Origin of the sequence: Myroides profundi, from assembly GCF_000833025.1 — a bacterium.
In the GTDB taxonomy this organism is placed as follows: Bacteria; Bacteroidota; Bacteroidia; order Flavobacteriales; family Flavobacteriaceae; genus Flavobacterium; species Flavobacterium profundi_A.
In genome coordinates this window covers 2,784,737-2,798,087 of sequence record NZ_CP010817.1, presented here as the reverse complement: position 1 = coordinate 2,798,087, position 13,351 = coordinate 2,784,737, and the positions used below count along the sequence as shown (strand labels likewise).

Below are 13,351 nucleotides of genomic sequence, written 5' to 3'. Positions count from 1 at the left end.
TATGAAATTAGATGCAAAAATACCTCAGGGGCCATTAGAAGAAAAATGGTTTAACTATAAAAAAACTGCTCGTCTGGTAAACCCTGCGAATAGAAAAAAACTTGATGTAATCGTTATCGGAACAGGATTAGCAGGAAGTTCATTAGCCGCTTCTCTAGGAGAGATGGGATATAATGTAAAAGCTTTTTGTTTTCAAGATACACCTCGTCGTGCGCACTCTGTAGCTGCACAAGGAGGGGTGAACGCTGCAAAAAATTATAAAAACGACGGTGACAGTGTGTACCGTATGTTCGTAGATACATTAAAAGGAGGAGACTTTAGAGCGCGTGAAGCGAACGTATATCGTCTAGCAGAATGTTCTCTTAACTTGATCGACCAAGCGGTAGCTCAGGGGGTTCCTTTCGGTAGAGAATACGGAGGATACTTAAACAATAGATCATTCGGAGGGGTACAGGTAAGTAGAACCTTCTATGCAAGAGGTCAAACGGGACAACAATTATTATTAGGTACTTACCAAGCGCTAATGCGCCAAGTGGATAAGAAAACAGTACAACTATACTCTTCTCATGAGATGTTAGATATCGTGGTGATCGATGGTAAAGCAAGAGGGGTAGTAGTGCGTAACTTAGAGACTGGTGAGATAGAGAAACACTCAGCACATGCTGTAGTATTAGCAACAGGAGGTTTCGGTAAGATTTATTACCTATCTACTTTAGCGATGGGATGTAATGGATCTGCTATCTGGAGAGCACATAAAAAAGGAGCGTATTTCGCTTCTCCTAGCTGGACTCAGATTCACCCAACTTCATTACCTCAGTCTGGAGATTACCAATCTAAACTAACATTAATGTCAGAATCACTGCGTAATGATGGACGTATATGGGTACCTAAAAAAGCAGATGATACAAGAGAGGCTAACGATATTCCAGAGGATGAAAGAGATTACTACTTAGAGCGTCGTTATCCTGCATTCGGAAACTTAGCACCTCGTGATATTTCATCTCGTGCAGCTAAGGAGCGTATCGATGCTGGACATGGTGTAGGACCATTAAAGAATGCGGTATACTTAGATTTCTCTAAAGCAATCAAAGAGCAAGGACAACCAAAAATCGCTGAGAAGTATGGAAACTTATTCCGTATGTATGAGAAGATCACAGGTATCAATGCGTATAAAGAACCAATGAAGATATCTCCTGCAGCTCACTTCTCTATGGGAGGACTATGGGTAGATTATGAGTTAATGACTACTATTCCTGGATTATTTGCATTAGGAGAAGCGAACTTCGCTGATCACGGAGCAAATAGATTAGGAGCGAACTCATTACTTCAGGCTTCTGTAGATGGATACTTTATCGCACCTTATACGATCGCTAACTATCTAGCAGATCAGATTAGAGTAGGTAAGATCTCTACAGATCATCCAGAGTTCGACAAAGTGGTGACTGAGAATAAAGAAAAAATAGACCAATTATTAAATATAAAAGGGGATAAGTCAGTGGACTACTACCACAAAAAATTAGGTAAGTTATTATATGATTACTGTGGTCTAGCTAGAACAGCTGAAGGGTTAACTTATGCAATCGAAGAGATTAAGAAGTTAAGAGATGAATTTTATAAAAACGTTCATGTTCCAGGAGAGAATGATACAATGAATGCTGAATTAGAAAAAGCAGGACGTGTAGCAGATTATCTAGAGATCGGTGTGTTAATGTGTTACGATGCATTGACTAGAAACGAGTCTTGTGGAGCACACTTTAGAGAAGAGTACCAGACAGAGGAAGGGGAGGCTGCACGTAATGATGCTGAGTTCCAATACATCTCTGCATGGGAGTGGCCAGGGTCATTAGATAAAGAGCCTATCTTGAATAAAGAGGAGTTAAAATTCGAATTCGTACAACCAACTATCCGTAGTTATAAATAATTAAAAAAGTCTATGAAACTGCATTTAAAAATTTGGAGACAAAAAAATCGTAAAACACAAGGAAAACTTGTTGATTATACGTTAGAAAATGTGAATCCACATATGTCTTTCTTGGAGATGTTGGATACATTAAACGAACAATTAATTGTAAATAAAGAAGAACCAGTAGAGTTCGACCATGACTGTAGAGAAGGTATCTGTGGACAATGTGGTGTAGTAATCAATGGAAATCCTCATGGACCATTAGAGAATACAACGACATGTCAGTTACACATGCGTGAGTTCAGAGATGGTGAGACGGTATTAATAGAGCCTTTTAGAGCAAAGGGATTCCCTGTGAAGAAGGACCTAAAAGTGGACAGAAGTGCCTTTGACCGAATTATCTCTGCTGGAGGATATGTGTCTGTAAATACAGGACAGGCTCCAGAAGCTAACACAATTCCTGTATCACATGAGACAGCAGAAGCCGCTTTTGACTCTGCGGCATGTATCGGATGTGGAGCATGTGTGGCTACTTGTAAGAATGGTAGTGCTGCTCTATTCACATCAGCTAAGATTACTCAACTAGCGCTGTTACCTCAATCTCAAGAGGAGCGAAAAGAAAGAGCATTGAGAATGATCTCGCAGATGGATGCAGAAGATTTCGGACACTGTTCTAATACAGAAGCGTGTGAAGTAGAATGCCCACAAGGTATTTCTGTACTTAACATTGCACGTATGAACTACGAGTACAATCGTGCTAGCTTTTTAAAGTTTAAGAAATAACAAATAAAAAATAAGCCTATGAGCACTCTCACACTCTATAATAGCTTAAAATTTAAAATAATAGTAGGAGCAGGATTATTCTGCTCCACTATTTCATTCGCACAAGAAGTCAAGACAGATACAATCAAAGTCTTCGAAGACAAGGTTATTATCAATCCTGAACCGCAGAAATATCCTAAGTTTAAAGTAGGAGGAGTATTCCAGACTCGATACTTAGATAACTTTAAAAAAGGTGTGGATATAGATGGACTACATCACTCAGAAACACCGGAAAAGACAAGTTATGCTAACAATTCTTTTGATATCAAGAGAATGCGTGTTTCTATGAATGCGAAGATTACTGAAAACTTAGAAGTAACAGCTCTTGTTAATTTTGCGGACTTTAAGAATAAAGACGTAAGTACACGAGTTTTAGAAAATGCGTATGCTAAGTATACGGTTAACCGTTACTTTCAGATTACAGTAGGACAGTTTAGACCTCTATTCGGATTAGAAGAGACGTATGCAGTAGATATTGTGAAGTCAATAGATTACTCTAATTCTTACTATCTATTTGGTAACAATGGGTGGATGAGCTTCCAGGTAGGTGCTGCTATTACAGGTAGTGTAGACTTGGGTAAAGTGCCAATGAGTTACGGGTTCTCTGTGACGAATGGTAATGGAAAGAATAAGACGGATAGTGATGATGGTAAGCATTACTCAAGTAGACTTTTATTTAACCTGAATAAGAAGCATGATTTTAATGTAGGTATTAGTGGAGGTATAGGTGAGGTGCAAAAAGAAAATGTATATGCAGTAGGAGTAGAGGCAGCAGCTAAGTTTCCTATTGGGGATCGTTGGTGTTTTGATTTTCAAACAGAGGCTAAGCAAGGAACTAATCACGATGCGTTCTTTAAGTTGGCAGCTGATAAGCGCTTAGGTAAATTAGATGATTATGTAATGAAGAGTTTCTATGTGCTACCAAACATTCGTTATGAAGTAGGTAGAAAGCACTTCCAGGCTATAGAGTTTGCATGTCGTTATGAATACCTTGATGCGGAATCACAGTTAAATTCTAATGCACGTCAGACATTGACACCTATGTTTAGTTTAGAGTTCCTTAAAAATTATGGAGCGAGAATCCAAGTGGGGATGCAAATAGACAACTTTAAAGAAAATATAAAAGATTCGAAAACTTATAATTCTAATCTAGCATTTATCCAATTACAATGTAGATTCTAATTGTACCACAAAGACGTATAAGTGATGAAAGAAGTAAATCTTAAGAATCTTGCGATTACAGCTGTAATCGGGATTGCACTATGGTTTTGTCCAATTCCAGAAGGAGTAACTCCAGATGCCTGGCATTTATTTGCCATATTCGTAAGTACCATTTTAGGTATTATCCTAAAAGCAGCACCAATGGGAACAATGTGTATGTTAGCAGTAGGTCTAACAGCATTCTTTCAATTGTTAGCACCTGGAGATCCAGGTAAGTCAATAGCACTGAGTTTAAGTGGTTTTGGAGATAAAGTAATCTGGTTAATTGGTATCTCTTTCTTTATTGCAAGAGGTTTTATCAAAACAGGATTAGGGAATAGAATTGCGTTTTTATTTATTCGTGCCTTTGGAAAAAGTACATTAGGGTTGGCTTATGGTTTAGGACTAGCAGATTTAGTATTAGCACCTGCTATTCCTAGTAATACTGCACGTGGAGGAGGAATCATCTATCCTATCATGAAGTCTATGGCTATGAACTTTGGTTCTGATGCAACTAAACCAGAAACACATAAGAAGTTAGGTTCTTTCTTGACATTGAATTGTTATTATATGAACTTGATCGCATCATCTATGTTCTTAACAGGTACAGCGAGTAACCCAATGTGTCAGAAGTTCGCTGCTGATATGGGAATTAATATCTCATGGATGTCATGGGCAGCTGCAGGTTTTGTACCTGGGTTAGTTGCTTTTATTTTGACTCCAATAGTATTGTATAAGATCTTCCCACCAGAACTTAAGAAAACAGGAGATGCACCTAAAGTGGCTGCTGAAAAATTAAGAGAAATGGGTAAGTTATCTATATCAGAGATCTTGATGTTAATGACTTTCGTTATTCTGTTAGCACTTTGGATTACTGGAGACTTATTTAGTATCGATGCGACTACTACTGCGTTTATTGGTTTAGCGATCTTACTGTTGACATCTGTGTTGACATGGGACGATGTAAAAGCAGAAAAAGGAGCTTGGGATACTATTGTATGGTTCGCTGTATTAGTGATGATGGCGAGTTCATTGAATAAACTTGGTTTCATTGGATGGTTCAGTGATTTAGTAAAAGGTAAAATGGGTGATATGGATTGGCATTATGCTTTCCCTATTATTGTGATTGTTTACTTCTTTAGTCACTACATCTTCGCGAGTGCAACTGCTCACGTAGCTGCTATGTATGCAGCCTTATTAGGAGTAGGGGTATCGTTAGGAGTACCACCTGTATTATTAGCGATGATGTTAGGTTTTATGGGATCTATCTACGGAACATTAACACACTATGGACATGGTCCTGCACCTGTATTCTTCGGAAGTGGATATGTGGAACTAAAATCTTGGTGGACTTATGGTCTAATCATCGGAGTAATGTTACTCGCTATTTATTTAGTAGTAGGTACGAGTTGGATGAGTTTAATAGGAGCTTTTTAATAAGTAGTTTATAATTTGATTATGTAGGGCTAAGTATTCTTTTATATCTTTCGGGAATAAAAGAATACTTAGCCCTTTTTTTGATAATACGAAGGTAATCAGTGGTTAAATAAGAAAAACGATGAGAAAAGCAGAAGTAGTAGTAGTTTGGTTTAGACGTGATTTAAGACTAGAAGACAATGTCGCCTTCTATCATGCAGTACAGAGTGGATATCCTATTCTGCCTCTATTTATCTTTGATAAAGATATTTTAGAGCAGTTTAGTCAGGTAGAAGATAGACGAGTACAGTATATTCATGAACATATTGTGAAGATAAACGACGAGCTGAAGAAGTATAATTCAGGTATACTATGTTATCACAGTACGGTATCTCAAGTATTCGAACAATTAACAGATAACTATTTAATAAAGGCTGTTTATAGCAATGAAGATTATGAGCCTCAAGCTATTCAAAGAGATCGAGAGGTAGCTTCTTTTCTTCAACGAAAGAATATTCCTTTTTATCAGTATAAAGATCACGTCATTTTTAGAGGTGGGGAAATCTTAAAACAAGATGGAACTGCATACCAAGTATATACTCCTTATGCTAAAAAATGGAGATCATTACTGACAGAGAACCATTTGTTTGATTATTCTGTAGGATTAGAAAAGGCGTTGTTTCATCATTTTCAAAGTGATATTATTTCTCTAGAACAGCTAGGGTATCGTTCTTCTGAAAATAGGAAGATAACGAATGAGATAGATTTAGCTATCATTTCAACGTATGATCAGTATCGTGATTATCCAGGTATAAAAGGAACTAGTCTATTAGGTACAGCATTGCGCTTCGGTACTATATCTATTAGAAAATGTGTACGTATTGCTTTAAAAGAAAATGATGTATGGCTATCAGAATTGATTTGGAGAGAGTTCTTTAGTCAAATCATGTACTTATATCCAACAGTAGAAAAGCATTGTTTTAAGTCCAAATATGAGGGTATAAAATACCGCAATAATGAAGAAGACTTCTTGGCATGGTGTGAAGGTAATACAGGTTATCCGTTGGTGGATGCTGGGATGAGAGAATTAAATGCTACAGGATTTATGCATAATAGAGTGCGTATGGTAGTTGCTAGTTTTTTAGTGAAGCATTTATTGATTGATTGGCGTTGGGGAGAAGCTTATTTCGCTCAACAGTTACTAGATTATGACTTAGCCTCTAATAACGGGAATTGGCAATGGGTAGCAGGCTGTGGATGTGATGCTGCACCCTATTTTAGAATATTTAATCCAACAGAGCAGGCAAAGAAGTTCGATAAAGACGGAAGCTATATGGACAAATGGGTTCCTGAGTGGAGAGAACTCTATTATAGACAACCAATAGTTGAACATAAGTTTGCTAGAGAAAGAGCTTTAGAAGTATTTAAGGAGGGATTAAAAGAATATTAGTATATTTTGGTTGTAATGTATAAAATATTAATAAAAGGATTAACGAGTTCAATGCGGATGATAATTTTTTATACTTTTAGCTTTTCTTAGAATCAGGAAGTGTAATGTTTAAAAAATACATTTTATATTGCTTATTAATCCCTTTTTTTCTTAGTTGTACTAAAAAAGGGGAGAGACAGTTAGATGTACAAAAACATAATTTGCACGCTGGGAAAGTAGAAAAAATGTATTATAATAATACAATTAATTACTCAGAAACTGATCGTCTAGTTAAACGACTATTGCTATTAGGTAATGCTTATTATTATAGACCAAGTACATTAGCTAATAAAGATGATATCTATAAGGAAAAGAACAAGTTAACTTATGCGTATCTTAATGCCTTAAAGAATCAAGATAGTGTATCTCTAGCCAATACTTATTTTGACTTAGGAGAACATTATCAATATACTACTGTATCTGATAGTAGTTATTACTATTACAATAAATCAGCACAATATTACAAGAGTATAAAGGATATTAAGAACCTTCAAAAGACTTATTTATACTTTAGTATATTACTTTCTAGTAGAGGGGTTTTCTTAGAAGCTCAATTACAGTTGTTACAAGCAATAGCGTTAAATGGAGATAATGTAGATAAACATACTTTATACAGTCAAGCATTCATATTAGGAGTGATAGAATTAGGCTTAGAAAGAAATGATAAGGCTATAACTATGCTAAATAAAGCTGATGAGTATTTGGGGGCAGAAGAATTAAAAAACTTCTATTCACAGGAACAAATACTCATGAATAAGATTTCTATTAAAAATAACCTCTCTCGTGCGTACATAGAAAAAGGGAATTATGATCAAGCAGAGCAAATTATTCAAGAAGCTTTTAAACATTTAGTACTATTAGAGAATAAGGATAAAGAGTCTTTTTATTCTATGTTATTGCACACTAATGCTTCTCTTCAATTAAAAAATAAGAAATACGACTCTGCGATAAGTTATGTGGTCGAGGCAATGAATCACAGTCTAGCGATAGATAATCTACATGCCTATAATCTAAACAAAATATTATATGCCGAATATAAGTTAGAAAGAGATGAGCTCACGCATGGAATTCAGTTACTAGAAGAAGTGTTATCTTCTGCTGCTCAATATGATGATTTAAGAATACAGAAGAAAGCGTTAGAGTTACTGATGATGTATGATAAACTTGATTCTAAAACTAACTTTTCTTATTATCAGTATATCAATGAATTGATTAATAACGATATTAATACGATCAGAAGCAAGTTCGCACGATTACAATATGAATCAGACTCTCTTATAAGATCAAATCAGATATTAAAAGATCAAAATAACCTTATTACTTATGCAAGTATAGCTTTGTTTTTTAGTTTTATAGGAATATTGTGTATTGTCTTTTATAGAAGTAAAGCTAAAGAAATAGCTCTTGTTCAGATGTATCAGAAGGATACTGAGAAGTATTATGACTCTATTATTCATATTCAGAATAGTATAACAAGAGCACAAGAATTAGAACGAAAGAAATTTGCTAAGGAATTGCATGATGGTGTTTTAAATAAGCTATTTGTTACACGGTTTTCTCTTTTACAGTTAGAAAACGATAATCTAGAAACTATTAAAGAGTCTTTAGTTAAGGAGGTACAAGAGGTAGAGCGATTTATTAGAAATAGTTCTCATGCATTATACAATGAAGAGAAATTCTTAATTAGCAATTTTGGACAACTTTTAGAGGAATTAGTCTATATGCAAAATAGAAATGTTAGTACAGTCTTTGATTGTAAAATAGATTCTAAAATAGAACTAGAGAAGCTAAGTCATAAGATCAAGGTGAATATTTATCGAGTGCTTCAGGAAGCATTTCAGAATGTTCAGAAATATGCTGAAGCGAGAGAGTGCAGGCTAATAGTGGAGTATTTATCAAATGACTATTTCCGAATCGAGGTAGTAGACAATGGAAAGGGATTTAATGTAAAATCTGCTAAACGCGGATTGGGAATTAAAAATATGGAAGATAGACTACGTGTTTTGAATTCAAAGCTTATTCTTAAGAGTAAGAAAGGAGCTGGTACTTCTATATCCTTTACAATACGCAATAATTAAGGGTTATACCTTATATATCATCCAAATATTAGGTTCTATATACTCACCTTTATTTAGCTCTACATTTACCTTAAGGGTACTTAATCCCATAGGTAATATATATTCTCCAGTTGATTGGAAAGTATATCCTGTCCATTTTTCCCATTGTAGTATAGTCCCTTCAATATGAAATGAAGAGGAGCATACACCTTGAATTACAGCTCCATTGATTACATGTTTTCTAACCTCAACATCATATGGTAGCCCTGAATTATTAATCCATTGTGAATAATTGGTTGTATCTTGAAGAGGGTAATGTTGTTTCATTTTAGGCCTAATCGGGCTGATAATATTTTGATATTTCTTTTGAGTAGCTATCTGTTTTAGATTACTCATAATATAGTGGTGTATCTCATTTTCGGGATAAGACTTATTCGTAAAAATAGATAGACAACACCATGTATTCGGTTTTAAAATGCGTTCGTGATCAGCAAAGGATTTCTCTAATGCCCATCTCCATCCTCCTGCAGGAAGTTTAGCAAACTCTGTTTTAGTTAAGTGTAAAGGAATACAATGGATGGTAGCAACGAGGTTGTTGTCTTCTAGTACTATGAATTGATCAGTAGAAAATACTGTAAACATACTATTCCAATATTTGTTTCTTATGCTATCTGCATTTAAGTATGCTGGGAAAGTATCTAGTTCTGTAATCTTTTGTATTAAGTTATCTTTCTGAACTGAGTTTAATTGATCAAAACATATAAAGCTAAATTCTGCTGTATTCATTGTGTGTAGAAAATTACCATTTGCTATGAGTTAGAAAGATACTGCATTTACTGAGATAAATATATTTTTCTTGAGATTATTATTAACTATTTTATAATCAGAATATAAACTATTTTAATCTAAAAAATTGTATTTTTAGGTATAGAAGTGGCTTGGAATTTGAGTGTAATGTATAAATATAGGTATTGAGTATATTTATGTTTTTAATTTAAATAATAGATTTTATCAATAGTTGTATTGAGTCAAAGTATGCTGAAATCTAGTTATCAGTGGATTATAGCTGTAAGTTTGTAAAAGAAAAAGAGAGATAAACGACAAAAATAATAATTATGAAAGAACAAAAATTGACAACAGCTTCAGGTAGACCTTATGTAGATCATGAGGATTCATTAACAGCAGGTGCTAGAGGTCCTGTATTACTAGAAGATTATATTTTACATGAAAAGTTAGCTCACTTTAATAGAGAGCGTATTCCAGAGCGTATTGTGCATGCTAAAGGTTCAGGAGCTTATGGAACATTTACAGTAACAAATGATATCACGAAATATACTAAAGCTAAATTATTTAGTGAAGTAGGAAAACAAACAGATGTTTTTGTTAGATTCTCTACTGTAGGTGGAGAGAAAGGGTCTGCTGACTCAGAACGTGATCCACGTGGTTTTGCAGTGAAGTTCTATACAGAAGATGGTAACTGGGATTTAGTAGGTAACAATACACCAGTATTCTTTATTAAAGATGCTAAGAAATTCCCTGACTTTATCCATACTCAAAAAAGACACCCAGGTACTAACCTAAAATCACCTACTATGGTATGGGATTTCTGGTCATTAAACCCTGAGAGTTTACACCAAGTATTGATCTTAATGTCTGATAGAGGTACTCCATTTGGATTTAGACATATGAATGGATATGGTAGCCATACCTTCTCTATGATCAATAGTGAGAATGAAAGAGTATTCGTGAAGTTCCACTTTAAAACAGCTCAAGGAATTAAAAACCTTACAGGGCCAGAGGCAGACCAAATGAGAGCGACAGATATGGACTATGCACAACGTGATCTATATGAAAATATCTCAAATGGTAATTTCCCTAAATGGAACTTAAAGATCCAAGTAATGACTGAACAACAAGCTAAAGAAGCAGTTGTTAATCCATTTGATGTAACGAAAGTATGGCCACATGGTGATTATCCACTAATCGATGTAGGTGTATTAGAGTTGAATAAAATGCCTAAAAACTACTTCCAAGATGTAGAACAAGCAGCTTTTGCGCCAACACATATTGTAGACGGTATTGGATTCTCTCCAGATAAGATGTTACAAGGACGTATCTTATCTTATCCAGATGCACAACGTTATAGATTAGGGACAAACTATGAGCAAATCCCTGTGAACCGTTGCCCATTTATGACTAATAATTATCAAAGAGATGGTTATATGAGAGTAGATGGTAATGGAGATGATGCACCAAACTACTTCCCAAATAGCTTTGATAATATTACAGTAGACCAAAGTTATAGAGAACCAGCTCAAGAGCTGAATAGTGTTATCGCAGATAGATATGATAGAAATGGTGAAGGAGAGAATGATCACTTCAGTCAACCAGGAAAATTATATGAGATCATGACTGCAGAGGAGAAAACGAATACTGTTGCTAATATTGTTGCAGCAATGGGCGGTGTAGACGGACCTAAGCGTGATGAGATTATCGGAAGACAGTTATGTCACTGGTTTAGAGCTAATGTTGAATTAGGTACTAGAATTGCTCAAGGACTTAACTTCGATATCAGTAAACATATGAATTCATAATAGTTATCTATATATTTTAAAAGATCCCATTGCTTCTAGCATTTGGGGTCTTTTTTTGTTTTTACTATTGTCTATTGAATAGAGTAGTAAAATGGTATTCTAGATTATTATACCTATTTTTGTTAGTAACCTTAATTCAATATTTATGCGTCACTATACTTTAGTCAAGATAATACTTGTATCAACTTTATTTGTAGGATGTTCTTATCAAACTTATCAGCCTATTTCTTTTTCTGATTTAGATAAAAATAAGAATGTAACAGAAGGTAAAAAAGGTTATATGGTACAGTTAGCCCCTGATGAAAAGCTTGTGTTAGATCAAAAAACTCAAGTAGAAACAGAGGTGGGTAAGTTCTTTGTACCTACAAGTGAGCGACCAGTATTTCCTATTGTTTCTAATGGTGATACTGTATATCGATCGAATAGACATATCGAGTTTAAGAAGGTTCATAACTTTCGTGATATGGGAGGGATTAGAAATAAAGATGGAAAGCAGATTATATGGGGACATTTTTTTAGAAGTGGACACTTATCTAAATTAAAGAAAAAAGAATATGCTGAACTTGATAACCTAAATGTAAAAACAGTTATAGACTTACGTACAGATAAAGAAATAACGAAGAAACCAGATAGGGTACCAGAAGGCATAGAATATAAGAATGTACAAGTGTATGACGACTCTGAGGATATGTTCTCTAAGACTAAAAAGGAGGTGCTTAAAGGAAGAGTAACTCCTGTACAATCTGATAGTCTAGTGATGGAGTTTTATAAACTGTATATGACAGAGAATCCACAGTTAGTCAGAGGGATAATGGATGATGTTTTTGAATCTAAAGAAGCAGTATTATTTCATTGTTCTGCAGGTAAAGACAGAACAGGTATGATAGGAGCTATGATACTCAGCATTCTAGAGGTAGATAGAGAAACGATCGTTTCTGAATATATGTTGTCTAATAATTATAGAGTAAGTGAAGTAGAGGGAAGAATGAAGCTTGCTAAAGTAGGTAAAGTGATCTTTCCGAAGATTAACTATCAAGTCATAGAGAATTTCTCTTGGATTAAGCCTATTTATATTGAAGCAATGTTTCAAGGAATAGAGGAGAAGTACGGATCTGTTGATCATTATATTGAACAAGGCTTAAAAATAAGTAAAGAGAAGCGAGCTGAATATATTCAGAAATTTACCTATTAGTTATTTTGTGTTCGTTTTCAATTGTTTTAATTTAGAGAAATTAAAAGTTAGAATATATGTATAGAGTTATATTTACTATTGTAACCTGCTTCAGTGCTTTACTTATGTCAGCACAGGAGATGTCTTTTAGCCAAAAGATAGGCCAGTTAATGGAATTAGTAACAGAAGAGCAGGTTGATAATAGTCAAGTAAGAGAAATATTAAAGACCTTAGCTATTGCTCCAAAAGAAATGAAAGAAGGAGCTATGGATTACAGTATATATGATAATTTTGAAGGAGATACGTTGTATTATATTCCATATAAGACAGCAGAAGAATCTCGTTTTTCTGTTGAGAAACTAAGACAGGGAGATAAGTTGTTTTATACACTTCAGTTTTTAATGCAAAGTACCTATACTAAAGATAAACAAGGCAATGTAGTGTTTGTAGATCCTACGTATTTATATAATACAACAATAGAAGAACTACAACCTTATTGTACTACTCCGATGAAGTATAAAAATGGTAAAGGAAATAGTCCTAAGTCTCCATTGTTAAGCTGTGTTTATACCAATCCTAAGAGCAAAAGAAAACTAATGTATTGGGTAGTATGTGAAAATAAAATAGGCGATACAAAAGGAAATACAGTAAAAGAAATCAAGATTCAAAGTCAAGAACTTTGGAGATAAACTATAAATA

At 34.6% G+C, this 13,351-nt stretch carries 10 protein-coding genes; 9 read left to right on the top strand and 1 reads right to left on the bottom strand.

Annotated features, from left to right (window positions below; genetic code table 11):
- Window position 1: 1 nt before the first annotated feature.
- From MPR_RS12335 to MPR_RS12310, 6 genes are all read left to right on the top strand, one after another.
- Window positions 2-1,921 carry a fumarate reductase/succinate dehydrogenase flavoprotein subunit gene (locus MPR_RS12335; protein WP_041893041.1) on the top strand — a complete coding sequence of 640 codons (1,920 nt, stop codon included), beginning with the start codon at window positions 2-4 and terminating at the stop codon, window positions 1,919-1,921.
- 12 nt (window positions 1,922-1,933) lie between these two features.
- The gene (locus tag MPR_RS12330) at window positions 1,934-2,686 is read left to right on the top strand and encodes a succinate dehydrogenase/fumarate reductase iron-sulfur subunit (protein ID WP_041893038.1); all 753 of its coding nucleotides are present in this window, start codon (window positions 1,934-1,936) and stop codon (window positions 2,684-2,686) included.
- Window positions 2,687-2,704: 18 nt separating this feature from the next.
- Window positions 2,705-3,907 carry a porin gene (locus MPR_RS12325; RefSeq protein ID WP_041893036.1) on the top strand — a complete coding sequence of 401 codons (1,203 nt, stop codon included), beginning with the start codon at window positions 2,705-2,707 and terminating at the stop codon, window positions 3,905-3,907.
- A 24-nt stretch (window positions 3,908-3,931) separates the two neighbouring features.
- Window positions 3,932-5,362 (top strand): anion permease, encoded by a 1,431-nt coding sequence (locus MPR_RS12320; protein ID WP_006258443.1) that lies wholly within the window; start codon window positions 3,932-3,934, stop codon window positions 5,360-5,362.
- Between the two features lie 121 nt (window positions 5,363-5,483).
- Complete coding sequence (locus MPR_RS12315; protein ID WP_041893034.1) at window positions 5,484-6,791, top strand: cryptochrome/photolyase family protein; 1,308 nt, start codon at window positions 5,484-5,486, stop codon at window positions 6,789-6,791.
- A gap of 224 nt (window positions 6,792-7,015) precedes the next feature.
- On the top strand, window positions 7,016-8,908 hold the full coding sequence (locus MPR_RS12310; protein WP_235280446.1) for a tetratricopeptide repeat-containing sensor histidine kinase: 1,893 nt from the start codon (window positions 7,016-7,018) through the stop codon (window positions 8,906-8,908).
- A 3-nt stretch (window positions 8,909-8,911) separates the two neighbouring features.
- Here MPR_RS12310 and MPR_RS12305 read toward each other — a convergent pair whose 3' ends face one another.
- The gene (locus tag MPR_RS12305) at window positions 8,912-9,673 is read right to left on the bottom strand and encodes a hypothetical protein (RefSeq protein WP_041893029.1); all 762 of its coding nucleotides are present in this window, start codon (window positions 9,671-9,673) and stop codon (window positions 8,912-8,914) included.
- A gap of 329 nt (window positions 9,674-10,002) precedes the next feature.
- On the opposite strand from MPR_RS12305, the gene MPR_RS12300 reads away from it, so the two are divergent.
- The 3 genes from MPR_RS12300 to MPR_RS12290 all read left to right on the top strand — a co-directional run bounded on the left by MPR_RS12300 (window position 10,003) and on the right by MPR_RS12290 (window position 13,341).
- Complete coding sequence (locus MPR_RS12300; RefSeq protein ID WP_041893026.1) at window positions 10,003-11,481, top strand: catalase; 1,479 nt, start codon at window positions 10,003-10,005, stop codon at window positions 11,479-11,481.
- Window positions 11,482-11,626: 145 nt separating this feature from the next.
- On the top strand, window positions 11,627-12,673 hold the full coding sequence (locus tag MPR_RS12295; protein ID WP_041893024.1) for a tyrosine-protein phosphatase: 1,047 nt from the start codon (window positions 11,627-11,629) through the stop codon (window positions 12,671-12,673).
- Between the two features lie 56 nt (window positions 12,674-12,729).
- Window positions 12,730-13,341 (top strand): hypothetical protein, encoded by a 612-nt coding sequence (locus tag MPR_RS12290; RefSeq protein ID WP_041893021.1) that lies wholly within the window; start codon window positions 12,730-12,732, stop codon window positions 13,339-13,341.
- Window positions 13,342-13,351 lie beyond the last annotated feature (10 nt).